20 protein-coding genes are annotated in these 25019 nt (G+C 57.7%); 3 read left to right on the top strand and 17 right to left on the bottom strand.

Annotated elements, in window-relative coordinates; genetic code table 11:
• Positions 1 to 73 precede the first annotated feature (73 nt).
• From B7364_RS01480 to B7364_RS01400, 17 genes are all read right to left on the bottom strand, one after another.
• A complete protein-coding gene (locus tag B7364_RS01480) occupies positions 74 to 922 on the bottom strand; it encodes an ATP-binding protein (RefSeq protein WP_085338172.1) in 849 nt (282 codons plus the stop codon).
• Positions 919 to 1587 (bottom strand): monofunctional biosynthetic peptidoglycan transglycosylase, encoded by a 669-nt coding sequence (gene mtgA / locus B7364_RS01475; protein ID WP_232780765.1) that lies wholly within the window; start codon positions 1585 to 1587, stop codon positions 919 to 921. The genes B7364_RS01480 and mtgA overlap by 4 nt, the downstream gene beginning before the upstream one ends.
• Before the next feature lie 89 nt (positions 1588 to 1676).
• On the bottom strand, positions 1677 to 2816 hold the full coding sequence (gene queG, locus B7364_RS01470) for a tRNA epoxyqueuosine(34) reductase QueG (protein WP_085338170.1): 1140 nt from the start codon (positions 2814 to 2816) through the stop codon (positions 1677 to 1679).
• Between the two features lie 9 nt (positions 2817 to 2825).
• Positions 2826 to 3500, bottom strand: a complete 675-nt coding sequence (locus B7364_RS01465; RefSeq protein WP_085338169.1) for a glutathione S-transferase family protein — start codon at positions 3498 to 3500, stop codon at positions 2826 to 2828.
• 72 nt (positions 3501 to 3572) lie between these two features.
• Entirely contained in the window at positions 3573 to 5729 is a 2157-nt protein-coding gene (locus B7364_RS01460) for a primosomal protein N' (RefSeq protein WP_085338168.1), read from the bottom strand.
• Between the two features lie 106 nt (positions 5730 to 5835).
• On the bottom strand, positions 5836 to 6666 hold the full coding sequence (locus B7364_RS01455) for a nucleotide-binding protein (RefSeq protein WP_085338167.1): 831 nt from the start codon (positions 6664 to 6666) through the stop codon (positions 5836 to 5838).
• Positions 6663 to 7925 (bottom strand): flagellar biosynthesis protein FlhF, encoded by a 1263-nt coding sequence (locus B7364_RS01450; RefSeq protein WP_085338166.1) that lies wholly within the window; start codon positions 7923 to 7925, stop codon positions 6663 to 6665. Before B7364_RS01450 ends, B7364_RS01455 begins: the two co-directional genes overlap by 4 nt.
• Positions 7926 to 7937: 12 nt before the next feature.
• Entirely contained in the window at positions 7938 to 10055 is a 2118-nt protein-coding gene (gene flhA / locus B7364_RS01445) for a flagellar biosynthesis protein FlhA (RefSeq protein ID WP_085338165.1), read from the bottom strand.
• A 9-nt stretch (positions 10056 to 10064) separates the two neighbouring features.
• Entirely contained in the window at positions 10065 to 11459 is a 1395-nt protein-coding gene (flbD, locus tag B7364_RS01440; protein ID WP_085338164.1) for a sigma-54-dependent transcriptional regulator FlbD, read from the bottom strand.
• Positions 11460 to 11530: 71 nt separating this feature from the next.
• On the bottom strand, positions 11531 to 11887 hold the full coding sequence (gene fliN, locus B7364_RS01435) for a flagellar motor switch protein FliN (protein ID WP_085338163.1): 357 nt from the start codon (positions 11885 to 11887) through the stop codon (positions 11531 to 11533).
• Between the two features lie 11 nt (positions 11888 to 11898).
• On the bottom strand, positions 11899 to 12543 hold the full coding sequence (locus B7364_RS01430; RefSeq protein ID WP_085338162.1) for a FliH/SctL family protein: 645 nt from the start codon (positions 12541 to 12543) through the stop codon (positions 11899 to 11901).
• 5 nt (positions 12544 to 12548) lie between these two features.
• Complete coding sequence (gene fliG / locus B7364_RS01425) at positions 12549 to 13562, bottom strand: flagellar motor switch protein FliG (protein WP_085338161.1); 1014 nt, start codon at positions 13560 to 13562, stop codon at positions 12549 to 12551.
• Complete coding sequence (gene fliF / locus B7364_RS01420; protein ID WP_157893412.1) at positions 13563 to 15185, bottom strand: flagellar basal-body MS-ring/collar protein FliF; 1623 nt, start codon at positions 15183 to 15185, stop codon at positions 13563 to 13565.
• Positions 15186 to 15429: 244 nt separating this feature from the next.
• A complete protein-coding gene (gene sciP, locus B7364_RS01415; protein ID WP_085338159.1) occupies positions 15430 to 15699 on the bottom strand; it encodes a CtrA inhibitor SciP in 270 nt (89 codons plus the stop codon).
• A gap of 141 nt (positions 15700 to 15840) precedes the next feature.
• Entirely contained in the window at positions 15841 to 17232 is a 1392-nt protein-coding gene (locus tag B7364_RS01410) for a flagellar hook protein FlgE (RefSeq protein ID WP_085338158.1), read from the bottom strand.
• Between the two features lie 127 nt (positions 17233 to 17359).
• The gene (locus B7364_RS01405; RefSeq protein WP_085338157.1) at positions 17360 to 18040 is read right to left on the bottom strand and encodes a flagellar hook assembly protein FlgD; all 681 of its coding nucleotides are present in this window, start codon (positions 18038 to 18040) and stop codon (positions 17360 to 17362) included.
• A 17-nt stretch (positions 18041 to 18057) separates the two neighbouring features.
• On the bottom strand, positions 18058 to 20133 hold the full coding sequence (locus B7364_RS01400) for a flagellar hook-length control protein FliK (protein WP_085338156.1): 2076 nt from the start codon (positions 20131 to 20133) through the stop codon (positions 18058 to 18060).
• Between the two features lie 507 nt (positions 20134 to 20640).
• On the opposite strand from B7364_RS01400, the gene flgK reads away from it, so the two are divergent.
• The 3 genes from flgK to mnmA are packed head-to-tail and all read left to right on the top strand — an operon-like array spanning position 20641 to position 25004.
• Positions 20641 to 22785 carry a flagellar hook-associated protein FlgK gene (gene flgK / locus B7364_RS01395; protein WP_085338155.1) on the top strand — a complete coding sequence of 715 codons (2145 nt, stop codon included), beginning with the start codon at positions 20641 to 20643 and terminating at the stop codon, positions 22783 to 22785.
• 40 nt (positions 22786 to 22825) lie between these two features.
• Positions 22826 to 23749, top strand: coding sequence for a flagellin (locus B7364_RS01390; protein ID WP_085338154.1), 924 nt, complete (start codon positions 22826 to 22828; stop codon positions 23747 to 23749).
• Positions 23750 to 23804: 55 nt separating this feature from the next.
• Complete coding sequence (mnmA, locus tag B7364_RS01385; RefSeq protein ID WP_085338153.1) at positions 23805 to 25004, top strand: tRNA 2-thiouridine(34) synthase MnmA; 1200 nt, start codon at positions 23805 to 23807, stop codon at positions 25002 to 25004.
• The last annotated feature ends 15 nt before the right edge of the window (positions 25005 to 25019 follow it).

Raw genomic sequence — 25019 nt, 5'->3', positions numbered from 1 at the left:
TTCATACCTCACCGGTATGTGGCCCTCGGCGAATGGGTACGCTTCAGCGGGGATCACATTCGTTTGGATGGTATTAATCGGTGAAATCGACCGAGAGCCCCAACTGCCCAGCGCGGTCAATCACGAATTGCCATGCGCTGCGGCCAGATCGGGCACCGCGTTGGGCGGCCCATTGCAGGGCAGTGCGGTCCAGTTCAGGGTCGTCAGGGGCGAGGTTCAAGGCACGTGCATAGCTGTGCACAATCGAAAGCCACGTGGGCTGGTCCAAACTCTGGAAGCCCAGCCACAGACCAAAGCGTTCGGGCAAAGCGACTTGCTCTTCAACCGTTTCTTCGGGGCGAAATTCGGCTTGGGTGCCGTCTGGGCGATTGATCAGATGGCGCCGGTTGGAGGTAACATAGACCAAAAGATTAGCCATTGCGCCCGAGACGCCGCCATCCAACACGCTTTTGAGCGCCTTATAGGTCTCATCTGCACCTTCAAATGACACATCGTCTATGAAGACCAAGGCGCGCCAGCCCGCCGCACTTAAACGGTCGGCTAGATCGGGTAGGCTTTTCAAATCTGTGCGCGCGATCTCGACCAGTTTGAGGCCGGGGTGCTGTTTGCACACGTGGTGATGGACGGCCTTGACCAAGGCGCTCTTGCCCGTGCCGCGTGCTCCCCACAACATGGCATGATTAGCCGGATGTCCGGCGGCAAAACGCTCTGTATTGAGAAGCAGCCGCGCCTTTTGCGTCTCAACCCCGAGGATCAAGTCCAAGGGCACCCGACGGGGCTGGGCGACCGGGCTTAAGCGCATCAGATCGCCGCGCCAGACAAAAACGTGATGGCCATCTTGGGCCGGCAAGGGTGCCGGTGCCGGAGCCAAACGCTCCAAGGCTTCAGCAATGCGGTTTAGCAGCGCGCGTTCCTCGATCATGACTTTTGCTTCTTTTTGGGTTGGATACGGATGCACGTGCCCAAACCGCTTTCCCGCACAATGCGGGCACCTTTCACAATGCCATTAGCTTTTCGCGCCACGCGGCGAGATGGTTTCGTGGGGCTCCATTTCGCAGGTGAGGGCAAGATGGCGGCAAGGCGGGCAGCCTGCATTGGGGTCAAGTCCTTGGCGTGTTTGCCAAAATGATAAAGCGCGCCCGCTTCGGCACCAAAAATGCCGGGGCCAAACTCAGCCACGTTCAGATAGGCTTCCATGATGCGTTGCTTGGGCCAGAGGGTTTCGATCAGAACAGTAAAGCCTGCCTCCAAGCCTTTGCGCACCCACGAGCGCTCTGGCCAAAGGAAGACGTTTTTGGCGGTCTGCTGGCTGATGGTGGAACCACCCCGCAGCTTGCGTCCCCGCTCATTGCTCTTCACCGCTTTCTGGATCGCAATCCAATCAAAACCATCATGGCTACAGAATTTAGCATCTTCAGCCGCGATCACCGCATAGACCAGATGCGGGCTAATCTGATTGAGGGCGACAGGGTTGCGGCGCACGTCCTTGCCTTGGAACGCGCGCTCGACCATCAAAAATGTCCCCGGAATGGGCACGAAGCGATAGACCAAGGTCCAGATGATGGGGGCGAGTACCACGAAAAGCATGACTTTACCCAAGAGCCCCCAAAAGCCGCTGCGTGGCTTTGGCTTTTTGGTCAGCGGGCGCGGCTGAGGCGCGGGGCGGGTGGCGAGGTTCAAAGCGGCTGTTCCCATTCGGCGCGGACAGACGCGTCGGGCTCATAGGCCATACTGTTCTCTGCCAAAGCTGAAAAGTCCTCCGGCGACATCAATTGTTTCAGCGCCCATATGGCGGCCCCGCGCACCAAAGCACTGTCATGGTGGCTGAGATGCTGGGCGGCGGGCACGGCGTCGGGGTGCTGGCTATTGCCCAGGCCGATGGCGACATTGCGTAAGAAGCGTGCCACGCCGATCCGCTTGACCGGGCTTTTGGCAAAAAGCGCACGAAACCCGGTATCATCTAAGCGGGCAAGGTCCGTCAGCCGCTGATCGGTCAATGCCTCGCGCACCTGCAGCTTCGTCTCGCGAGCGCTTTGTGCGAATTTGTTCCAGGGGCAAGCGGCCAAGCAATCGTCACAGCCATAGATGCGATTGCCCATCGCGGCGCGGAACTCCACCGGAATCGGGCCTGCATGCTCAATCGTAAGGTAAGAGATACAGCGCCGTGCGTCCAATTGGTAGGGTGAAGGGAAAGCCTTGGTCGGGCAAATATCCAAGCACGCTGTGCAAGATCCACAATGATCGGAGCTGGCCTGATCAGGGGTCAGTTCTTCAGCGATCAGGATACAGCCCAAAAAGAGCCACGAGCCAAAATCGGTAGAGACCAAATTGGTATGCTTGCCCTGCCAGCCAACTCCAGCCCGTGCCGCTAACGGCTTTTCCATCAAGGGAGCGGTGTCGACAAAGACTTTGACTTCCGCGCCACTTTGGCGATGCAACAGCCCCGCAAATGCCTTCAGCTTCTTCTTGATCACATCGTGATAATCATCTCCACCGGCATAGACCGAGATATTGGCTTGCTCCGTCCTTGCCAATCTATCCAACGGATTTGAGTTTGGTCCATAATTGACCCCCAGCATGATGGCAGTCTTTGCCCCCTCCCACATGGCGGTAGGGTGGCTGCGGCGGTCGAGTGTTGCTTCCATCCAGCCCATGGAGCCGTGATAGCCTGCTGCGACAAAGGCGCGGAGTCGGGCCTCTGCGTCCCAAGTGGCGCGTGCGTCGGCAAGGCCGCAGACGTCAAAGCCGTGCTCATAAGCCAGTTGCTTGACGGAGGCGGCATTAAGGATCTTTTGTTTGGACGCGGTCTTGGCCAAAGCGCCCTCCTAAAAGTCCAAATCACCATAGTGCGGCGGCGGAGAAAGGCCCGCCAGCAAGTCACCCAGGAGGGGTCTGAAAGCCGGGCGCTGTTTCAAACGCGCATACCAATCCTTGCCCGCTGGCGCACTGCTCCAACTGACGGCATCGAGATAATCCAGTACCGAGAAATGCGCGGCGGCCACCATATCGGTGATCGACAATTTCTTACCCCCAATCCAGCCTTCTGCCTCGGCGGCCCGGCCAATCTGGTCAAGGGTTTGGGTTGCAGCCAAGGTGGCTTGGCGCAGGATGGCGGTATCAGGCGCGCCACCCCGGGCAAGGGCTTTGCGTGCCTTTTCATGCACCACATGGTCAACAATCGGCCCCAAGGTTCGGATCGCCCGAATAGTCATGGCGCGAACGGCGGCACGCTCTAACGGCCCACCGGGTAGGAGCGGAGGGGTGGGCAGTAAATCTTCTAGATACTCAAAGATCGCAAGCGCTTCGGAGATGGTCGCCCCATGCCCCCAGGAATCATCCACCAGAACGGGCGTCACCCCATCAGGCGCGATAGCCAAAAGGCCGGCATCGGCGTCAAACGGCAGAGCTTCGCGCACATGAAAAACGGCGCGCTTCTCACCCAGTGCCAAGCGCACGGCCCGCGAAAGAGGGTCTAGGGTTCTGGCATGAACAAGCAGCATGGGTTTTCTTTGTGCGTGACGCTGGCCAAGGTCAATGACGGCAGGCAGGTTTCAGAACAAACAGGCAGTGGGCTACAGGAAGGAGTAAGGGTCCATGTCGATACTGACCCGCACACTGCCGGGTACACGGAAGCCACGCCGCCACGCTGCCATAAAGGCCGACAGGTCCACTTCTTTGCTGGACTGGATCAGAAAGCGCCGCCGCCGCCATCCCCGGATCATGGCCAAAGGCGGGGGTGCTGGCCCCCATACTTCAACGCCATCAGCAGGAAACAAAGCATCACTGGCGGCTTGGGCGGCAGCATCGGCAGCTTCGTCGGTCTGGGCCATGATGTGCAAGGCCGCCATGCGCCCAAAGGGCGGCGCACCCACCGCAGCCCGGCCCAAGCTTTCGGCTTCAATAAAGGCATCGCGGTCACCCATGACGAGAGCTTGCAGCGCTTCATTGTCGGGATAATGGGTTTGGATCAGGGCGCGGCCCGGCCGGTCAGCGCGGCCTGCCCGCCCTGCTACTTGGCTCAGCATTTGATAAGTCCGCTCGCCTGCACGCGGGTCACCGCCTTTAAGTCCCAGATCCGCATCAACAACACCGACAAGCGTCAAGTTCGGAAAATTATGACCCTTGGCGACAATTTGGGTGCCGATCAAAACATCAATCTCACCTCTTTCCATCCGACCAACTAGTTCGCGCACGGCTTGCGGGTTATGGGCGGTATCGGAGGAGAAAATCTCAATCCGTGCGCCTGGAAAGCGCTCGGTGGCTTCGGCTGCAATGCGCTCGACGCCTGGGCCCACCGAGACCAGACCATCCGCGGCCCCACAAGTGGGGCAAGCATCTGGCTTGCGCATGGAAAAGCCGGTGAGGTGACACACCAAGCGGTTGGAATATTTGTGCTCAACCAACCACGACTCTGTATCGGGTGCCTTCATCCGGTGGCCGCATTTGCGACACAAAACCACCGGCGCATAGCCGCGACGGTTCAAGAAGAGCAGAATTTGCTCGTGCGCCTTCAAGGTCTCGGCCATGGCTTGCACCAATACCGGGCTTAGCCACTGGTCGCGCTCGGGCGGATATTCCTTCAAGTCAATGAGGCTGACTTCAGGCAGAAGCGCCACGCCATAGCGGCTCGACAGAAGCAGGCGTTGGTAGCGCCCAGCCTCCGCATTGAGGCGGGTTTCCATCGAAGGGGTGGCAGAGCCCAGCACAATGGTCGCCTGTTCAAACTTCGCACGCGCTACCGCCATGTCGCGGGCATGATAGCGTAGACCATCATCCTGCTTGAAGCTGCTGTCATGCTCTTCATCGACAAGGATCATGGACAGCTTAGCGAAGGGTAGGAATAGGGCAGAGCGGGCGCCAATGACGATGCGGGCGCGCCCTGCTGCCACTTCCCGCCATGTCCGCCGCTTTTGTGCCGCCCCAATATCGGAATGCCATTGTGCGGGGGTGGCCCCAAAGCGCTGTTCAAAACGGGCAACAATGGCTTGGGTCAACGCAATTTCGGGCAACAAGACCAACACTTGCTCGTCGGGTCGGGCGATCAAGGCTTGCGCGACGGCTTCCAGATACACCTCTGTCTTGCCCGAGCCTGTGACCCCATCGAGGAGGAAGGGGCTGAACCCACCAGCGCGAACTGCCTTGGCGATCAGATGGGCGGCGTCGGCTTGCATCTCCGATAAGGGCCGTGCGGGCAAGTGGGGGTCGGGTGGGTCAAACGGTAAATCGACGGGCCGCTCGATTTCTTCCAGTGCACCCAATTTCAAGAGCGCTGTCACGATGCCAGAGCCAACGCCTGCAACTTTGGCAAGGGCCGCGCGGGGAATAGGTTCTTGCGCATACGCAAGGACCCGTGCGCGGGCTTCATTCAGCTTTTCGGGACGCAAAGATGTCGCAACTGCCAAGCGCTCAAACGGGCCGGGCCCTAAGGCTTCGGGTTGCCGCAATACCATCGCCAAGACTTGCCCCGGCGGGGTCACGAGATAGCGCGCGGCAAAGTCAATGAATTGCCGCAACGCGGGGGAAAAAGCTGGACTATCAAACCGGGATTTAACTGGCTTTAGATTGCTACCATCGCTGTCGGGCTTGACCGCCCAGACAACACCAATACGCAGGTTTTGCCCCAAAGGCACTTCCACCACATCACCAAGTCCAAGCGTCAGCTCGGGCGGCACGACATAGTCAAACGCTTCCGGCAGGGGCAAAGGAAGAAGGACGGAAACAACAGCCATGCTCTCCTCCTACGCCAGACAAGCTTATTTGGGCAGAGGGCGGTTCAGCCCAAAGGCGGATTTGCTAACAGATAGCTGCGTCAACTTAGGGCGTGGGTCGTGCGCCTCAGGCGGCGACGCGGGTTTCAAACGCGACACCCGACTTCACCAGCTGGGTTACGGTCTCCATATCGCCCAAAGCGGTAGAGGTCGGGGCGTGACGCGATAAGAGCGTTTGCGCGCGCAAAGCTGCTTTCACAGCCTGGTCTTCATGGATGGCACCTGCGCAGCCCGGCTCAAAGCCCAAATAGCTGCCACAAGCCCGGGCAAAGGATTGATGGATGCGATCAGCTTCCTTTTTATTCCTGACCCGATTGGCCACAACCCCAATGCGCGCCGTGGGTCTGCGGCTTTTAAGAAGCTTCACAAAGGCATAGCCATCGGTCAAAGAGGCAGGCTCATCCAAAGCCACGATCAACACATCATCGGCATCGGCAGCAAGTTTCAGCATGGCGTGGCCAATGCCGGCTGCCAAATCAACAATCACGCGGTCATAAGAAAAGCTCAGTGCGGAAATGCCCGCCGCTAGGCGTTGCACGTCGCGTTCGCCCAAATCCGCAAAGCTTGCGATGCCATGGCTGCCGGGTAAGAGATCAAAGCCACCGGGGCTGGCAGCCCCGCCTGCAATGCGCATGACCGCTTCGGCCAAGGTTGCTTCCCCATCCATAACATGGGCGAGGGTGAGATCGGGCTGCACCCCCAATTGAATGTCGACATTCGACAGGCCCAAATCGCCATCTACCAGAAGAACGCGCTCGCCTTGTTCGGCCAAAGCCCGTGCCAGCGAGACGGCGATAAAGGTTTTTCCAACCCCGCCTTTGCCCGATGCAATTGCGACAATGCGGCCGGGCGGCTTACGGGTAGGAAAGGGCACAATCTTGGTTGCAGATTCGCTCATGCCGCATCCTCTGCTTTCACGTCGTCGAAAGGTTCAAGCAAAAGGGCGGCGACCCGGTGGGCAGACGCCAAAGCAATGCCACCGGTGATAAAGGGCGTGGCTGAAATCTGTGCCAAGGCGATGTCGGCTTTATGCAGGGCAAAGGCCGCCGAAGCCCGCCGCTTGGTCAGATCAAACCGGGTGATGATGGCGCGCTTGGTGCCGATCTGCGCAAAGGCCAAGCTCAAGTCTTCGAGGTCTTCATAGCGCATGTCCGCGGGCAGGCAGAGAATGGGTTCTAAGGCAACTTCCTGGACCAATCGCTCGGTGGCGCGCATGTCAGAAGGTTGCATGGGGCTTGCTGCAGCCGCGTCCACAAAGACACATTGACCGGCTTGGCGGGCTTGTTTGTTGAGGCGGGTGAGGTCCTGAAGTGTTGTAGCGGTCTCAAAGGGGGTGCCCAAGCGCTCCGCCATAGCCCGCAATTGTTCGGCTCCGCCGCAGCGCTCGCTATCGACTGAGATCAGAAGGGCCTCATAGCCGACGGCCAAAGCCCGTGCTGCAAGCTTGGCGACGGCAGCGGTTTTGCCCGCACCCGGTGGCCCAACCAGCACGATCGGGCGGGTAGGTGCGGCCTCAATCGGGTCAAATCGCAGCTTTTGGGAAAGCGAATCGGCAAGGGCATGGCGCAAGTGCGCCTGATCGCTGAGCGACATGGCGATCGCTTGTTCACGCGTAAGTCCAGCGCGCGTCCAGAATAGGGCCAAACGCGACGGTTTGGATTTTTCCTGCGGGGTCTCGTTGTGAGGGGCGGCCACAGGTTTTGCGGTGGCGGTAGCCAGAGGTTTTACCACCGGTTTTGCGCCGGTGGGGGCGGGGTTCGGTATGGGATCGCGCGCTGGGACTTTGGCGGCAGCTTGCCGACCCAGAAGGGCTGCCGTGCCGCGACTGGTCACCGGTGCTGCCTTGGGCTTGGCTGCAGATGGCGGCGGGGTGATGTCGGCCGGGGCTGGGCGTGGGGCTTCCCGCATGAAGTCTTCGGGCTTGAAGTGCTGGGCCAAAGTCTCCTGTTTGGACGTCGCGCCCAAAGAGGGTTTGCTTTGTTCTGTTGCCACGGCAGATTTAGCGCGCGGTTTTGTGCCGGGTTCTGCCGAGGCGCTGATCTCAATTCCGCCGCGTGTGCTGCGCCAACTCAAGACAACGGCCTTGGGGCCAAGCTCTGCCCGCACCTGCGCGATGGCCTCGGGCAGGGTGGGGGCAAAATAGGTAAAGACGCGCATCAGTCAGCCACCCTAGACACTGCCCAAGGTGCGCAATTTGGCTTTCGGGTGGATCTCGTTCTGGCTCATCACCATGGTTTGGGCGCGGAAGCGCTCAATCAGCGACCGGACATAGGGGCGGATGCCGCCAGATGTCAGAATGACCGGAATCTCACCTGTTTGGGCAGCTCGGTCCAAAGCAATACGAACGGCTTGCACGAACTCATGCACCTGGCTGGGGGCTAGTGCCAGTTGACGGTCGCCGCGCTCGCCCACAATGGCTTCGGAAAACGCCTGCTCCCACTTGGGCGAGAGGGCGACAATGGGCAGAGAGCCATCAGGGCTGCGGTTCTGGAAGCAGATTTGCCGCGCCAGACGCGCCCGGACATGTTCGACCATCGACACCGCATCCATGGTCGTGGCCTCAGAAATAGCTTCCATAATGGTGGCAAGGTCGCGGATCGACACACGCTCGCGCAGCAAGCTTTGCAAGACCCGCTGCACCGTCGCCCACGAAACTTGGGCAGGGATGGTGTCTTCGACCAGCTTTTGATGCTCTTTCGACAATTCCTTCATCAAGCGCTGAACTTCGGCAATCGAGAGAAGCTCGGCCATATTGTCCTTCACCACTTCGGTCAGATGGGTGGTCAAGACGGTGGCGGGGTCGACAATCGTATAGCCTTTGAAGGCGGCTTCTTCGCGGAAGCTTTCGGCGACCCAAGCCGCAGGCAAGCCAAAGGCAGGTTCTTTGCAGGGTTCGCCCGGCAGATTGGGTGTTTCGCCTGCTGGGTCCATCACCAGAAGATGGCCGATGCGCAATTCGCCTTCGCCAGCTTCCATCTCTTTCACGCGGATCGAATAGCCATTGTTGGGAACAGCCATATTGTCCAAGATGCGCACGGCTGGCATGACAAAGCCCAATTCTTGAGCGATCTGACGGCGCAGCGCTTTAATCTGATCGGTGATGCGGCGACCCTGCACATCATTGACCAATGCCAAGAGGCCATAGCCAAGCTCGATCTTCAATTCATCAATCGACAGGGCTGTCGCGATGGGCTCGTCTTCTTCCGGCTTTGGTGGCGCATTGGCGGCATCATAGGACGCGACATCAGACGTGAATTTCTTTTCGGCTTCAGCCTTCCAAAGCTTATAGGCCAAATAGCTGGCCCCAGCTCCGATCAACCAGAAAGCAATCATGGGCATACCGGGCAGAACGCCAGCGATAAAGGCTGTCGCGGCTACCATGCCCAGTGCCTGTGGGCTACCTGCCAACTGACGGGCTAGGGCCGCTTCGGCGGCTTCTTCCACCCCGGCTTTAGCCACTAACATACCGGCCGCGAGCGAAATGATGAGGGCTGGGATTTGGCTGATCAGACCGTCGCCAATTGTCAATTGGGTATAGGTTGTGCCCGCTTCGCTGAAGCTCAAACCCTCTTGCGCCATCCCGATAATCATGCCGCCAATGATATTGATGGCCGTGATGATGAGGCCAGCAACGGCATCCCCGCGGACGAATTTCGACGCACCATCCATCGCCCCGAAGAAGTTGCTTTCGCCTTCCAATTCCTTCCGGCGACGGCGGGCTTCTTCTTCATTGATAAGCCCTGCCGACAAGTCCGCATCCACGGCCATTTGCTTGCCGGGCATGGCGTCCAAGCTGAAGCGGGCGGCGACTTCGGCGATACGGGTCGAACCCTTGGTAATCACGACGAAATTGACGATCACCAGGATGATGAAGACGATAATCCCGATGACGAAATTACCGCCCATGATGAACTCACCAAAGGCGGCAATGATCTCGCCAGCAGCATCAGGACCCTCGTGGCCTTGGCTGAGGATCAGCCGCGTCGAGGCGATATTAAGGCCAAGACGGAACATGGTTGCGACCAGCAAGACCGCTGGAAAGGCGCTGAATTCCAGCGGCTTCTTGATGAATAGCGCAGTCATCAAGATCAGAACTGAACTTGTGACCGAAATGGCCAATAAGAAGTCCAGCATGAATGGCGGCAGGGGGATGATCAGAAGGACCACCAGCCCAACAACCCCAATCCCCATCAAGACTTGGCCCGTCATGACCCCCTTGAAGAAGGTTGAAAGGCCGAATTGTGGTGCCTTAGGGCTGCTCCCAATTCCTGCGGACGTATCGGTCATGGGCTAGGCCTATCCGTACACAAAGCGGGGTTCATTGGCACCAGGGGCAGGCACATCGATGCCCGCATCCATATAGAGCTTCAGCTTGTTTCGAAGTGTGCGGATCGAAATGCCCAAGATTTGCGCGGCATGGGTGCGATTGCCATAACAATGCTTCAGCGTATCGAGGATCATTTCCTGCTCCACCGCTTCAATCGTGCGACCAACCAGATTGGCAGGCGCGGCTTGAACAGCTTGGGCGGCCAAAATGGCTTGGCCAGCGGTGGCGACATGAGGGTTCAAAGTCGAAGCCGTACCTAAAGCGGACCCATCTGGAAGGCGGATGTCGCCAATCTCAATCTCGGGGCCCGCCGACAACAGAACGGCGCGGTGCATGGCGTTTTCCAATTCCCGCACATTGCCCCGCCAAGGATTTGCCTTGATGGCTTCCAGCGCCACATTGGAAATACCTTTTGGTTTGAGGCCATTAGCAGTCGTGTATTTCTTGATGAAATAGGTCGACAAAGCCACCAGATCGCCCGGACGATCGCGCAAGGGCGGGATGCATAGATTGACGACATTGAGGCGGTAATAGAGGTCTTCGCGGAATTTGCCGGCGCGCACATCTTCTTCCAGATTGCGGTTTGACGTGGCCAAGATACGGATATTGACGGGCACAGGTTTGGAGCCGCCCACGCGGTCGATCACCCGCTCTTGAATGGCGCGCAAGAGCTTAGCCTGCAGGCGAATGTCCATTTCGCTAATTTCGTCGAGCAAAAGTGTGCCGCCATCGGCTTCTTCAAACTTGCCAATCCGGCGGGCCAAGGCACCGGTAAAGGCCCCTTTCTCATGTCCAAACAGCTCTGATTCCAGAAGATTATCGGGTATGGCTGCGCAATTGACGCTGATGAAGGCTTTGTCCGTGCGGCGCGAATTCTGGTGCACAAAGCGCGCCATCACTTCTTTGCCAACGCCACTTTCCCCCGTGATCAGAACGCTGGCTTCGGAAGGGGCGATTTGTTCGGCCAAGCGGATCACCGCCTTCATGGCGGGATCATGGGCGATCATGGGACGGTTGTCGTCTGTGATGGCGGCAAGGACGGCCGCGATCAGCTCAGGATCGGGTGGTAAGGGCAAGAATTCCTGCGCGCCTTGCCGGATGGCATTGGCCGCCGTGCGTGGATCGGTGGAGACGCCACAGGCGACAACCGGCACACTGATATGCTCGGCCTCGTTCTGGGCGATTAGGGCTGCGATATCATGGCTGACATCGACGAGAAGCAAATCTGCCCCTTTGCCATTGCGCAAGGCGGTAGTGGCCTGCGCGATGGTGTCGACCTGGAACACTTTGGCACCGCGGTCCATCGCAATCTTGGATGCGACGGCAAGCTGCCCACTCATGTTGCCAACAATCAAAACTCGCATTTTCGGTCTCCTCACGCCAAAGCGTGTTTATTGGTCTTGCGCTTCTGCGCACATACACATGTGCTCAAGGTCTATGAGTTGGTGTCATTGTCCTTGATGATTTCAGTCATGGTTACGCCCAGCCGCTCGTCGACCACGACAAGCTCGCCGCGTGCCACGAGGCGGTTGTTCACATAAATATCGATGGCTTCCCCGACGCGGCGGTCGAGCTCAATCAAGGAACCGCGTGCGAGCTTCAGAAGGGAAGCGACATCCATGGTTGCCCGGCCCAGCACAGCCTTGATGTTCACCGGTACGTCGAAGACAGGTGCCAGGTCGGTTGCCGAGCGTGTATATTGCTGGGGGGCTTCTTCCTGCGGCGCTTCTGCGGGCAGGGGGTCAAGCTCCGAGAGGTCGGGCAAATCGTAGGACTCTGTGTTTTCGTCCATTTCAGGCCTCCTCAGGTCTGGGTCATGTCGAGGCTTAAGCCTTCAGCAGCTGCTGAGGCGAGCCAGTTTTGGGCGGAAGTTTCAATCTCGGCGAGGGCGCTTGCACGATCGTGCACAATGCGCCCATCTCCCCAATCCAAGACGCAATCGCCGGTTTGCGCTTGTGGGTCGGGCCGAACGGCGATTTCACCGGTGAAGCCGGCTTCGCGGGCGCAGCCAATCAGACGTTCTTCAATCGTCTCGGCCAAGTCGGGGCTGACGCGAACGACCAGTCGCGGTGTGTCCCGCAAATGGGTCACCGCAGAGGTTACAATCGCTTCGACCCGGTCTGCCCCAAATGCATCGAGGGACGCATGAGCGACCGAGCGGGCAGCGGCAAGGGCGACGTCAACAGCATCTTGGCGCAGGCTGTGGGCCTCCTCGTTTAGCCGGCCCAGCATCATTTGCATCATACGAGCAATCGCGCGTAGCGCCTCGCCCGTGGCACGCTCTGCCTTGACAAGTTCGGCTTGTTGGCCTTCGGCAAAACCGGCGGCATGGGCCGCCGCCACGTCTTCTTCAGTCAAAATCTTGCGACGATTGGAAGCGCTTGGCGGCGTCGCACCGGCTTTGGTGAACATCGGCTCGAAGCTATATTTGGAGGATTGAACCATCATGCGCCTCAGTAAATCAGCTCGTCATCACGTCCGCCTTCGGCGAGCATGATTTCGCCGCGCTGGGCTAAATCTTTGGCGATCTGGACCATGCCGGATTGTGCACCATCCACATCTTTGAGACGCACGGGGCCCATGGAGGCCATATCGTCGCGCATAATTTTCGCGGCGCGTTCAGACATATTGGTGAAGAACAAATTGCGTAGCTCGTCCGAAGCCCCTTTAAGCGCCAGCGCCAATTGCGACTTCTCGACGGCCCGCAGCAGAGTTTGAACCCCACCCGGATCAAGTTTCTTCAAGTCCTCAAATACGAACATCAAGGAGCGAATGCGCTCGGCTGCTTCGCGGTTGCGTTCTTCCAACGCGCCGATGAAGCGGTTTTCGGTGGCGCGGTCGAAGTTATTGAAGATTTCAGCCATAAGTTCATGGCTGTCGCGCTTGGAGGTGCGCGCCAAATTGCTCATGAATTCATTGCGCAAGGTAATTTCGATTTTTTCCAGAATGTCGCGCTGGATCGGTTCCATATGCAACATCCGGTTCACGCACTCGAGCGCGAAATCGTCTGGCAAAGCCGATAGAACGCGCGCCGCATGGTCAGCCTTCACCTTGGATAGAACCACCGCCACGGTTTGGGGATATTCGTTTTTCAGATAATTGGCCAAAGTCGTTTCAGCGACATTGCCCAATTTGTCCCACATGGTTCGACCGGCTGGACCCCGGATTTCTTCCATGATGGCTTCCACCTTTTCAGGCGGCAGGATCGAAGCCAAGAGTCGTTGGGTCTGTTCATAAGACCCCATAACCGCACCGGTATTGGAGATGCGGCCCACAAAGTCGACCACCAATTCTTCAACCGCCTCTGATTGCACATTGCCCAGATTGGACATGGCTTGGGAGATTTCCTTGATCTCTTCTTCGTCAAAGAATTCCCACAAAGTCTTGTGGTCTTCCCCCAAAGCCAACAGAAAGACGGCTGCCTTTTCAGCGCCTTTGAGCTCACTCATGGATGCAACAGCGGCCATCTATCTGCGCTCCTGCAACCAAGCCCGGATGACCGAGACGGTCTGTTCTGGGTTTTCTGTAACCATTTGAGAGACTTGCTTCATCGCATTGGCATTGACCGAGCCTTGTATCCTCGCAATGTCGACCCGTTCATCGCCGGTGCCGGCCTCCCCTCCGGGCAAGGCGGCAACGTTTCCTGCCCCTGCCATGCTCATGGTTTGTCCAGGCAGACCCATGGGCGTGACTGCGGCACCAGCGCCGGGCGCATCAAACACGCCTTTAACGAGGGGGCGCGCCACAAAGAAGAGAAGCGCGGCTGCAACCAGGGTCATGGCCAAGATTTCTGCGCCCCGCATGATGTCATTCTTGTCGAATGCGAAAGCACTTGGGGCTTTGGAGCCAACGTCGGCGGCCGCTTTGGCAAAGCGGACATTGACCACTTCAATCTTGTCGCCGCGCTCTTCATTGATGCCCGCTGCAGAACTGACCAGCGCAGCGATTTGCTTCATTTCGGCTTCAGGCCGGGCCGCCCATTTTGGAGCCTCGCCCGCCTTTGCCGGCGGGGTCGATACACCATCAACTGCGACAGCTACCGACAGGCGGGTCACCTTGCCTGGGGTGATGACTTCGGTCCGTGTGCTCTTGGAAATCTCGTAATTGACCGTTTCATCGGTGCGGTTGGAGTTGGATTCTTGGCCACCCGCAGCACCTGGTGTTTGGCCATCGGGCACGTTCTGGGCTTGGGTGACACCTTGGTCATTGGCTCTGTCAGCCGCAACTTCTTCAATGGTGCGGGTTGAGCGGGGTGCGACTTGATCTGGATTGAAATTCTCTTCGGTCTTCGTTACTTGGCTGAAGTCTAGATCGGCTGAGACTTGGACGCGTGCCCCACCGGGACCCACGATGCCTTCGACGATTTCCTGTAAGCGGCGGCGCAGACGTTCTTCATATTGACTGGTACGATCATCCATAGCGGCCGAAGAAGCATCCGCCCCAATGCTGGCACCGGCCAATAATTCACCGCGTTCGTCCAAAATCGTGACCTTGTCGGGCGATAGGCCCTGAACGGCGGCAGCAACCAGACTGCGAATGGCATTGATTTGTTTTTCCGACAGCGAGCCGCGCTCTAGTCCTACGACGATAGAGGCCGTGGGTGGTTCGGAATTGGTTTGAAACAGCGCCTTTTCAGGAATGACCAAATGGACACGGGCAGCATTGACCGTATCGAGGCTATCAATAGAGCGCGCGAGTTCGCCCTCTAAGGCACGTAATTTATTGACATTCTGTACAAAGCTTGTCGCACCCAAAGCGTCTTGCTTGTCAAAAATCTCATACCCGATGGAGCCTTGACCGGGCAGGCCATCGGCAGCCAGGCGCATGCGGGCTTCAGCAACTTTCGAGCGGGGGACAAAAATACTCGACCCATCTGCAGAAAGTTGGAAGTCAACATTAGCTGCGGTCAGGCTCTCGCTCACCGCTGCAGCATCTTTGGCCGACAAATCGGAATAAAGCAGCGAACGTTCTTCAGCACCGACGCGGAACATGATCGCAAATAGAGCTGCAGCCACCAAAGCCGTAACGGCAAAGGCGGCAAGCAGCTTAGCTGGCCCTGCTGACTTTAAAATCGATAAAAATCGTTCCAACGACCCGCTCCGCTTGAAGTGCCAAAACCTGCAGACTGAATGGGTCTGTCGGGTGTTTGGACGCTCCGTCACCTTGTTTCGTGCTGGACTTTCTCGACCGCTTTTGACGAGTCGAATCAGTGGCAGCACGGTGGCAAAGTGACCGAATAGCCTGGAGGGCTACTCGGTCATTTTTGCCTGCTAGGCAGCTTTTTCCGGGTGTTAGGTAAAAGACACGTTAATTTCGGCGGTTAAGCCTGCAAACTTAACGGTAGTTCTGAATGCGTGTAACGCGCAATCCTGGCAGACCATGGCGGTCGACCTGACGTTGCCAGCCGAGGAATTCCTCAGCCGTAATGCGATAACGTGCGCAGGCATCCTCAAAGCTGAGGAGACCGCCCTTTACAGCAGCGACCACTTCAGCCTTGCGGCGTGCGACCCAACGTTCTGTGTTGGGGGGTGGTAAACTCGACAAAGTAAGAGGTGTACCCTCTGGACCCGTCACCGATAATTCCCGTTGCATGGCGTGCACCATGTGCTCACCTCCATATCTTGTTCTTGAGAAGAAGATACGCCTTTCGATTTAAGGCCGCGCTAAGCGACAGGCTTAATTTTGAGTGATTTCAGACATCAGAATTCTTCAGAATGCCGTAGTTGTGCGTTCAGCTTATCGGCCTTAGCGCTTCATCCGGATGACTTCGTCGAGCATGTCGTCGGCAGTCGTGATAATCTTGGACGAGGCGCTATAAGCCCGCTGAATGATGATCATGGAAGAAAATTCTTGAGCCAAATCAACGCTCGAAGATTCAAGGCTGGATGAGGCGATAACACCTGCACCGCCGAGTCCTGGATCTTTCAAGCTAAATTGACCCGAATCTGAGGTGGGTCGATAGACGCCGCCGCGATCTGCCAAGAGGCCGTCGGGATTAACAAATGTCGCCACTGGCAGCTTGAAAATCTTCTTGGTAACCCCATTGTTGAAGATGGCGGAGATGAAGCCATCCTTCGTAATTTCCACGCCACTGACATCACCGAATAACGAACCGTCGGTCGTTGTCGAGGTGATGGCGGTCGGGCTGTCGAACTGGCTTACCCCACCTTCACCGCTGATTTGCCCGAGGTCGAGGGTAAAGGTCTGGGCCGCCAGCCCAGTTGAAGCAGCCCATTTTGCGGTACCAGCTGGAGGTGCGCCGCCAGCAGCGGCACCCAAGTTAAAGCCAGCCAAAAGCGCAGGCGTGGTCGCGGCAGTGTCTAACCTGCCGCTTGGCGTAAAGACCAAAGTGCCGGTGGCAATCTGGCCATTGACCAGTGGCGCGCCCGTGGTCACGCTGCTTGCCGGTGAGGCGTAGATTTCGGTGATCCACTGGTTTGCCGTGGCGCTTTTCAGCATGGCGACGTTGAATGTGCGCAAACCGCCAAGGCTGTCATAGATTTGGAACGACCAATTGGCGTCTGGTGTAACCGCGCCGGAAGCCATGTTGTTGGTCGCGGCATTATAAGTACCGCCTGACACAGCCGTGCTGACCGGGGTGGTCGACTTTAGATTGCCATTGATCTTGGCGGTGGTTGATGGTGTCGCAGTGCCTGAAATCGAGCTGATATTGACGGTTTCCAGCAAGCTCAAGTCACTGGGGCTGGTCGTTGTATTGCCCGTCGGATCTACGCGCCAGCCTTGCAGGAAATAGCCCGCTTGATTGACCAAATTACCTTCATCATTGGCTGCAAACGAGCCAACACGGGTAAATGCAACATTCGTCACAGCAGCACCTGGGGTCTGCAGGGGCGATACGGCAAAGAAGCCTTGACCCGAAATCGCAAGGTCGGTCACGGTCGAAGTGGAGTTCAAATTACCTTGCGAGCGCACCAATTGACGGGTCTGCGCCGTAACACCGCCGGCATTATAGGTCGAACTTTTGCTCTGCGGGTTGACCAGACGGGTAAAATCGGTGCGGTTCCGTTTGAAAGCGGTGGTGTTCACATTGGCAATGTTGTCAGAGACAACGGCCATAGCACTGGAATTAGCGATGAGGGACGAAACGCCCGCCAGCATTGCGTTATTGATCGACATGGAATGCTCCTGATCGTGTTTTTATTGTTAGGAGCATTCTGCCCAACCACTTATGTCCGAATTTTAGGGACGGAGTGTTGATTTTTGGTTGATTTTTTTCTTAATCGCAGGGATTTAAGTCAAAATATCAATTGGCTTGCAGTCCTATTTTAGTGATTGAAGACAAAGGCAGGGCTGCGCCGCCGATTGTCACAGTTGGAGTGTTCCCGGAGAGATCAACCCCGGTGATAACGCCTTTTTGGCGGACCGTGCCGGTGATTGGCCGCTCGTCCGCGCCTCGTGCGTTGATTTCAAGGCGATAGGTCCCGGCAGGGGCTGCTTTACCCGATTGGTCCCTACCGTCCCAGGTGAAAGTCTTTTCACCAACCGAGGTTTCGCCCGTTTTGGTGGCAATCGTGCGGCCTTGGGCGTCGACAATTTTCAAAGTGGTACTGGTCGATGCGCGCGGCAATTCATAGCGCCAAGTTGCTTGGCCGCCGCTGGACAGACCCGCTAACGCCGAAGTTGCTGTCGCCTCTTTGCCCAAATAGGCCACCGCCGTTGCACCCGCACTTAACTTGGTCGTTTCGGTCAAAGATGACAGAAGGTCATTGGTTTTCAGCTGTTGTTCCACGCCAGAAAACTGCACCAATTGATTGGTAAAGTCCTTCGTGTCCAAGGGGGACAGAGGATCTTGGTTCTTGAGCTGGGCGGTCAAGAGTGTCAAAAACGTCTCGAAATTATTCGCCAAGGACGCTTTAGGCGTGGTGGCGGTCTTTGCTGCCGTGGTCGTCGCCGCCGCCGCGCTTGTGTTGGTTACTGTTGCCATTATGCGTTCCTTTTAACTTAGGCGGTCAAGGCAATGCGGGCACGTTGCCAGCGTTCGACAGGGCCTGAGAGTGGGTTCGAGAGCGGCGCTTGTGCTTCTGCTTTCGCCGTTTCGGCTGTTTCGTAGCTTTCCGTACCACCGATCAGTCGCGCGCTTTGTTGCTGATTGGTGTCGCGATTTTGTTGTGAGCTGCCTTGGTCATTCATCGAAAACGACAGCCCATTTTCTTCCAGATCAAGACCGGCTTCTTGCAGAGCACGGGTGAGATCGCGCGCAGACAATGCCAAGTCTTTTAGGGCTTCGGGTCGGTCGGTACTAATCACTGCGCGTACCTTTTTATCGGTGCCCACCGTCAAGCGCACATCGACCCGGCCCAGTTCTGGGGGGTCGAGGCGCAAGGTGAATTCCTTCATCCCGTTTGAAATGCGGCGCATCATGGCAGCTGCCAGCATCGGAAGTGTGTGGGGCTGAACCAAACTAGGCTTCGGCGTGGTGTCTTGGGCTGGCGTCCCATCGGGGCCAGCGGTTTGGCTACTTGCCGCATCGCCTGGCGCGCTCGACCCGCTCAAGAGGCCAGAGGTATCGGTGGCTGCAACCTTGGTTTCTTCGGCTTTCGTTGCCGCTTTGGCGAGGTTGGGGACGAGGCCTGTGGGTGGTGCCGCGGCACTTTGTTGGCCAACTGGGCTCGCTGGCGAAGGGGTAGCGGCACTTTGCAGGCCTGTATCCCCGGTGGCGAGGAGCCCACTTCCCTGGCTCCATGAAAAGCCGGCTTCAGTGGCTTTAAAGCTGCGTCCGTCTCCCGCTTGTGCTTCCTGCGCACGCGCAGCGCTGGGACCTTGAGAATTGCTTGCGAGCGCCAAGTCTGGGGCTGGGGCTGGGGCTGGGGCTGGGGCTGGGGCTGGGGCAGGCGTTTGGGCTGCCGCCGTATCGGATTGGAATGGAAGTGTTGGGGCAGTCGGTGCCGCCATGGGTGCCGGGGAATTTGTCAGCACATGTGCCACAGTTGCCGCCGTATCGGATTGGAATGGAAGTGTTGGGGCAGTCGGTGCCGCCATGGGTGCCGGGGAATTTGTCAGCACATGTGCCACAGTTGCCGCCGTATCGGATTGGAATGGAAGTGTTGGGGCAGTCGGTGCCGCCATGGGTGCCGGGGAATTTGTCAGCACATGTGCCACAGTTGCCGCCGTATCGGATTGGAATGGAAGTGTTGGGGCAGTCGGTGCCGCCATGGGTGCCGGGGAATTTGTCAGCACATGTGCCACAGTTGCCGCCGTATCGGATTGGAATGGAAGTGTTGGGGCAGTCGGTGCCGCCATGGGTGCCGGGGAATTTGTCAGCACATGTGCCACAGTTGCCGCCGTATCGGATTGGAATGGAAGTGTTGGGGCAGTCGGTGTCGCCATGGGTGCCGGGGAATTTGTCAGCACATGTGCCACAGTTGCCTCGTCGCCACCTGCTTGCATGGTCTGGCCAAGGGCAGCAAGACCAGCCAAAAGTCCCTGCGAAGCAGTCGCTTGTGCTTTGAGTGCCACGGTTTGTGGTGTTGCCGCTGGCTCTGAAACTGGTTTGAGGGCGATCTCTTCGGCGTCCGCCATGAACACAGGAGACGGGGCTGCCTTGGCGGTGGCACTGCCCTCCACCACATCTTGGCTATCATGCGCCATCGAAACCTTTGGCAGACTGGGGTCAAGATTGGGGGCCGCAGCTGCCTCGCCCGCAAGTTCAAGGACCGGGGCCGCAGGTTGCGAGCCATCACTTTGCGAATTTGTGACAACTGCTGACGTGATCGGCATGGAAATGGCGGCAGTCCCTGTCGCCACAAAGACAAGAGCCGCATTTGCGTCGTCAGACTCGGGCATGCTGGTCTGAGGGGCTTCAGCCGGCAGGGCTGTCTTGTCGAGCGCCGGACCGGGTTCAGAACTGGCTTTTGCGGGTTCTTGAACGCTGGGTGGTTGGACAAGCCCAATCAAGGTCTCTGCAAAGCTCAAGCCAGTCGCTTGCCCGGCATCGGACGCAGGAGCCGCAGACGCCTTCGCGCGCCGCGATTGCGGTGCCTCCGCGATGCTATCTATCATGCGACTTGTTACGTCCATTCATCCAACCCCTTAGGCCCAAAGTTCCCAGTGCGCCGCACATGGTTTGCGGCTGCAAGCAAACGAGGTAGCAAGGGCTGTGCCACTTTCATTTCGATATAATATATTGTTTTTAAACAAATTTACTTGCGGTTAATACTGATGAATTGCGGCCAAATCAGCCGGGTAGCGGCATAGATTGCCCAGTGGATGGCCAATCCTGCCCCTAAGGGCTCAAACCATCGAAATCCAGCCGAGAAAGCCTGATTTGGCGATCGCGAGCGCAGGATGAAAACCGAATGGTCCGCTGTGGCGCGTTGGTTGCAAGTCGTCTGAGAAGCACTGGCTTTCGTGCGAGCGGGTCCAGCGACAGAAAATATTCAAATCGTTGAATTACAATGATTTTATATTCTCTCTGACGTGATGATCCTCCCGGACGGGGCGAGTAATCGGGCAAGAACTGCTCAGCAGGTCGGCAAAAATGACCGGGTGCTGGGAGGAATGAGGCAGAAACAAAGGCTGAATTGAATGTCGCTGAATTCGATCATGAACATCGCCACGAGCGGCCTGTTCGCGAGCCAAAACGCCATTCGCACGGTGACGCAAAACGTCTCCAATGTGAATACGCCAGGCTATGTTCGCCTCGAGCACAACCAGAATGCCCGCGAAATCGGTGGTCAGGGGCAGGGCGTCGATATTGGGCTGGTGACCCGGGCTGCGGACCGTTTCTTGGCAGCCGCATCCTTGGCTGCCTCCAGCTCAGCCGGGAGTGCGGCAGGTCGGTCGGGCTATCTAGATAATGTGCAAGCTGCTTTTGGCGATCCGACCAGTGAATCCTCCATATTTGCGGCCTTGAACCGTGCCTTGGGTGCGTTTGAGACGGGTGTCTTAAATCCAGGTTCCATCTCGGCCCGTCGCGGTGCCATTGCGGAATTGCAGGGCTTCTTGGCCCAGATCAACACCATTGGCCAAACCATTGAGACTGCGCGTGCCGATGCCGACCAGCGCATTGCCGACCAGGTTCAGCGGGTCAACACGCTTTTGAAGGACATTTCGGCGGCCAATTCCGACATCTTGCGGGCCAATGCCGCGGGCGATTCCACCGGCGCGCAGCAACGCCAAGCCGATATGATCCAAGAATTGTCGCAATATATCGACATCAAAATAGCAACGCGCCCAGATGGCTCTACCGAAGTGCGCACGACCAATGGCGTCTTATTGGCTGGCTTTAACCCCGCGACTTTGAACTTCAAAGCCTCTGGTATTGGCGCGACCTCGTTTGATCGCATCACCATCACGTTTGGGACCGACCCGACCGAGCGTGAATTTGAGCCCAACATCCAAAGTGGCTCGCTGCGTGGCCTGCTTGATGTCCGCGACCAGGATTTGGCCAAGATCGCCTATGGCCTTGGCGAATTGGCGGGTGGAATTGCCGATGCTTTAAACGCCGCCCATAGCCAAAATGCTACCTTGCCGCCGCTGGCGCTAGCGCGCGGCAGTGATACTGGCCTTCTGGCTTCCGATAGTTTGAACTTTACAGGACAGACCACCATTGGCGTGGTCAATGCCGCCGGTTTGCTGGTGAGCAAGATCGACATCAACTTCACGACCGGGGCGATCACGGTCGATGGGGCGGCATCGGGGACAACCGGTTCGACGATTGGATCGTTTGTCACCGCCTTGAACGCGGCACTTGGTGCCAATGGGACGGCGAGCTTCTCCAATGGCCGGCTGCAACTGCAATCCGCGGCACCAGTACCGGCTACCGCCACGCCTAATGGCTTTGTGTTTGACGAGCCAGCAACGGGGGGAAGCCAGCGCGGCAACCGTGCCTTTGCCCATTTTTTTGGCCTGAATGATCTGGTCCAGTCGGGCACTCCCTTGAATTATGCCACGGGCCTGCGTGCAACAGACACCCACGGCTTTACAGCTGGCAGTGTGATGACCTTGCAAGTGGTTGGGCCAATGGGTGGGGTCGCCACGACGAAAAATGTTACCATTCCAGCGGGCACAATTGGCGACATTATGAATGCGCTCAACGACCCCACAACGGGGGTTGGGCTTTATGGCGGCTTCTCGCTTGATCCCCAGGGTGTGATGAAATGGACACCCGGCACTGGCCAAGGCAATCTGCGTCTTGAAATCACCCAAGACATTGGGCCACGCGGCGGCACCAGCCACGGCTTTGCTGCAATCTTTGGGGTTGCTTCAAAAACCCGCGAAGCGCGCGCTCTGGGCATTGGGGTCAATCCAGCCATTGTCTCAGATCCTGCAAAAATGGGCCTTGCCCGGCCGGATTTGTCGAGTGTTGCGGTCGGGGCTGTCGCTGTTGGTCTGGCCGATAGCCGCGGCGCGCAGGCCTTGTTTGATGCTTCGCGCACACCCTTAGCCTTTAGCGATGGGCCCGGCGGGGTCACCCGAACCATGAAAATGTTGGACTTCGTCTCCGCCCTTGGTGGAGATGTCGGGCGACTGGCTGCTGAAGCTGCCTCAGACAAACAAACTGCCGATGGCTTTAAGGCCGAGGCTGATGCCCGTCGCGCCAGTCTTGAAGGTGTCAATCTTGACGAAGAATTGGTCAAACTGACCAGTTTCCAACAAGCCTATTCTGCCGCTGCCCGCATGATCCGGGCGGTCGATGAAATGTATCAAACCTTGCTGCAGGCCGTTTAAGGCCAGAAACAACTGAAGAGACACAGGTGGAGCTTCACTCATGAACCGCGTCGCAACGTTCAATCAGTTCTTCGGAAGTGCTGCTGGCATTGCCATGGGCCAAGCCAATATGGCTAAGGCGCAAGAGCAGGCCTCAACCCAAAAGGTCGCGAGTGACTTACAGGGGTTCGGCATTGAGGCGGGACGTCTTCTGTCTGCCAAGACCTATGCTGAACGACTCGATCGGCGGGCAGAGACCCTCAAGGCACTTGAAGCGCGCGCGCAAGTGGAAGCTTCTGCCCTGGAGAGCGCACAGGCGGCTGTTCAGCAGGCCCGCGATGCCTTGGCCAATGCCGCTGCCAACCAAAATGGTGCTGGCTTAAAGGCCGCCCTCGAACAAGCCCTCAGCGTAATCGATACAGCCGCTAATGCCCAATATAATGGCGAAGCGATCTTTGGCGGCGAATGGGGCTATGGCGAACCATTTGTCCCTGCAAGCCTCGACACCTTGGCCGCTCAAGCCAATACCGACGCCAATTGGGTCGATACGGGCCGTAATCGCACGGTGATGATTGAGGACAATCGCTCCATTGAACTCAGCCGCAATGCCGAGGATTTATTCCGGCCCTTCGTCGATCTTTTGCGGTCCATCCGCGTCTGGGAAAATGCCAACGGGCCCCTTACAGGGCGGTTGACCACGGCACAGCTAACCTATGTCCAAGGCCTCATTCCCCAGATGGCTAGCGTACAAACAAATTTAATCGACAAATCCGCGGAAGCGGGCGGTACCGCCAAGCAAATTGAGATGGCGGTTTCAACCAATAATGCCAAGCGTGATACATTATTGGCCACGATTGGCGATCAAGAAAACGTCGATTTGGCCGAAGTTGCAGCTCGTCTTTCCGCTGCCCAAACCCAATATCAGGCGTCGGCTGCGATCTTTGGGCAGTTGAAGGACCTGAACCTGCTGCAATATCTGCGATAAGCTGCTAAAGCGCGCCCATCGCTACAGGCCTTGAACCTGTGGGGAAGGAGAAAGCATGTTGCTAGATACACAGTTGGCTCGCGCCGACGCGGGTCTTTTGACCATTCCCGACATTGATTTAGGCTTTGATAAGCCGCGCGCACAGACCCGGGTGGTTGTTGCCATGTCGGGTGGCGTCGACTCCTCGGTTGTTGCGGCCTTGGTGCAGGCGGCAGGCTATGAGACCATTGGCATCACTTTGCAGCTCTATGACCATGGGGCTGCCTTAAAAAAGCAAGGTGCGTGCTGTGCCGGGCAAGATATTCATGATGCCCGCCGTGTCGCCGATAAAATTGGTATCGCCCATTATGTGCTCGACTACGAAAGCCGCTTTAAGGAAGCGGTGATCGATAATTTTGCCGATACCTATCTTGCAGGCTTCACACCCATTCCCTGTGTTCGCTGCAACCAAAGCGTCAAGTTCAAGGACTTGTTGGAGACAGCCCGCGATCTGGGCGCAGATTGCTTGGTCACGGGTCATTATGTGGGCCGCGTGGATGGGCCGGAAGGGGCAGAAATGCGCCGGGCTGCGGACGCCGCACGCGATCAATCCTATTTTCTCTTTGCAACAACGCGTGCCCAACTCAATTTCCTGCGTTTTCCTCTGGCAAGCCTTCCCAAGCCTGCCGTCCGCGAAATTGCGGCAGCTTTGGACCTTCCCGTCGCGATTAAGCCTGATAGTCAAGACATTTGTTTTGTGCCGAATGGCAAATATGCCGATGTTGTGGCGAAGCTGCGTCCCGGCGCGGCTGAGCCGGGTGAGATTTTGCATGTCGATGGACGCGTGCTGGGCACACATGAGGGCGTGATCCATTTTACCGTCGGTCAAAGACGCGGCCTTGGCATCGCCACGGGCGAGCCATTGTTTGTGGTCAAATTAGATGCTGCCGCCAAGCAGGTGATTGTTGGACCCAAAGAGTGCTTGGCCATCACCCATATCACTCTGACAGATGTGAATTGGATTGGCGAAGAGGTTGACGGCGAAGATGCGCTGAACGGACGGCGCGTTTTGGCGCGTGTCCGCTCGACCCGCCCGCCGGTGCCGGGGACGTTACATATCGGGGCAGGCTGGTCCGTCGTGCTCGACAATCCTGAAGAGGGCGTCGCCCCTGGACAGGCTTGCGTGTTTTATGACCCCGATGATGAAGGTGACCGCGTCTTAGGTGGGGGCTGGATCGCCGCGACTGCTCTGCGCGGCGCAGGCGTCGCGCTGTAGCCGTGGACCACAGTC

Origin of the sequence: Aquidulcibacter paucihalophilus (genome assembly GCF_002105465.1) — a bacterium.
Classification (GTDB): Bacteria; Pseudomonadota; Alphaproteobacteria; order Caulobacterales; family Aquidulcibacteraceae; genus Aquidulcibacter; species Aquidulcibacter paucihalophilus.
This window is presented reverse-complemented; position numbering and strand designations above follow the sequence as displayed.

Bases quoted from the DNA above. Each gene is read 5' to 3' on its own strand.
- B7364_RS01400 (WP_085338156.1), bottom strand. From the start codon at position 20,133: ATGGACGTAACAAGTCGCATGATAGATAGCATCGCGGAGGCACCGCAA.
- B7364_RS01480 (WP_085338172.1), bottom strand. From the start codon at position 922: ATGATCGAGGAACGCGCGCTGCTAAACCGCATTGCTGAAGCCTTGGAG.
- flbD (WP_085338164.1), bottom strand. From the start codon at position 11,459: ATGCGAGTTTTGATTGTTGGCAACATGAGTGGGCAGCTTGCCGTCGCA.
- mtgA (WP_232780765.1), bottom strand. From the start codon at position 1,587: ATGCTTTTCGTGGTACTCGCCCCCATCATCTGGACCTTGGTCTATCGC.
- B7364_RS01460 (WP_085338168.1), bottom strand. From the start codon at position 5,729: ATGGCTGTTGTTTCCGTCCTTCTTCCTTTGCCCCTGCCGGAAGCGTTT.
- sciP (WP_085338159.1), bottom strand. From the start codon at position 15,699: ATGGTGCACGCCATGCAACGGGAATTATCGGTGACGGGTCCAGAGGGT.
- B7364_RS01405 (WP_085338157.1), bottom strand. From the start codon at position 18,040: ATGGCAACAGTAACCAACACAAGCGCGGCGGCGGCGACGACCACGGCA.
- flgK (WP_085338155.1), top strand. From the start codon at position 20,641: ATGTCGCTGAATTCGATCATGAACATCGCCACGAGCGGCCTGTTCGCG.
- fliN (WP_085338163.1), bottom strand. From the start codon at position 11,887: ATGGACGAAAACACAGAGTCCTACGATTTGCCCGACCTCTCGGAGCTT.
- B7364_RS01390 (WP_085338154.1), top strand. From the start codon at position 22,826: ATGAACCGCGTCGCAACGTTCAATCAGTTCTTCGGAAGTGCTGCTGGC.
- mnmA (WP_085338153.1), top strand. From the start codon at position 23,805: ATGTTGCTAGATACACAGTTGGCTCGCGCCGACGCGGGTCTTTTGACC.
- flhA (WP_085338165.1), bottom strand. From the start codon at position 10,055: ATGACCGATACGTCCGCAGGAATTGGGAGCAGCCCTAAGGCACCACAA.
- B7364_RS01410 (WP_085338158.1), bottom strand. From the start codon at position 17,232: ATGTCGATCAATAACGCAATGCTGGCGGGCGTTTCGTCCCTCATCGCT.
- B7364_RS01465 (WP_085338169.1), bottom strand. From the start codon at position 3,500: ATGCTGCTTGTTCATGCCAGAACCCTAGACCCTCTTTCGCGGGCCGTG.
- B7364_RS01430 (WP_085338162.1), bottom strand. From the start codon at position 12,543: ATGATGGTTCAATCCTCCAAATATAGCTTCGAGCCGATGTTCACCAAA.
- B7364_RS01450 (WP_085338166.1), bottom strand. From the start codon at position 7,925: ATGCGCGTCTTTACCTATTTTGCCCCCACCCTGCCCGAGGCCATCGCG.
- fliG (WP_085338161.1), bottom strand. From the start codon at position 13,562: ATGGCCGCTGTTGCATCCATGAGTGAGCTCAAAGGCGCTGAAAAGGCA.
- B7364_RS01455 (WP_085338167.1), bottom strand. From the start codon at position 6,666: ATGAGCGAATCTGCAACCAAGATTGTGCCCTTTCCTACCCGTAAGCCG.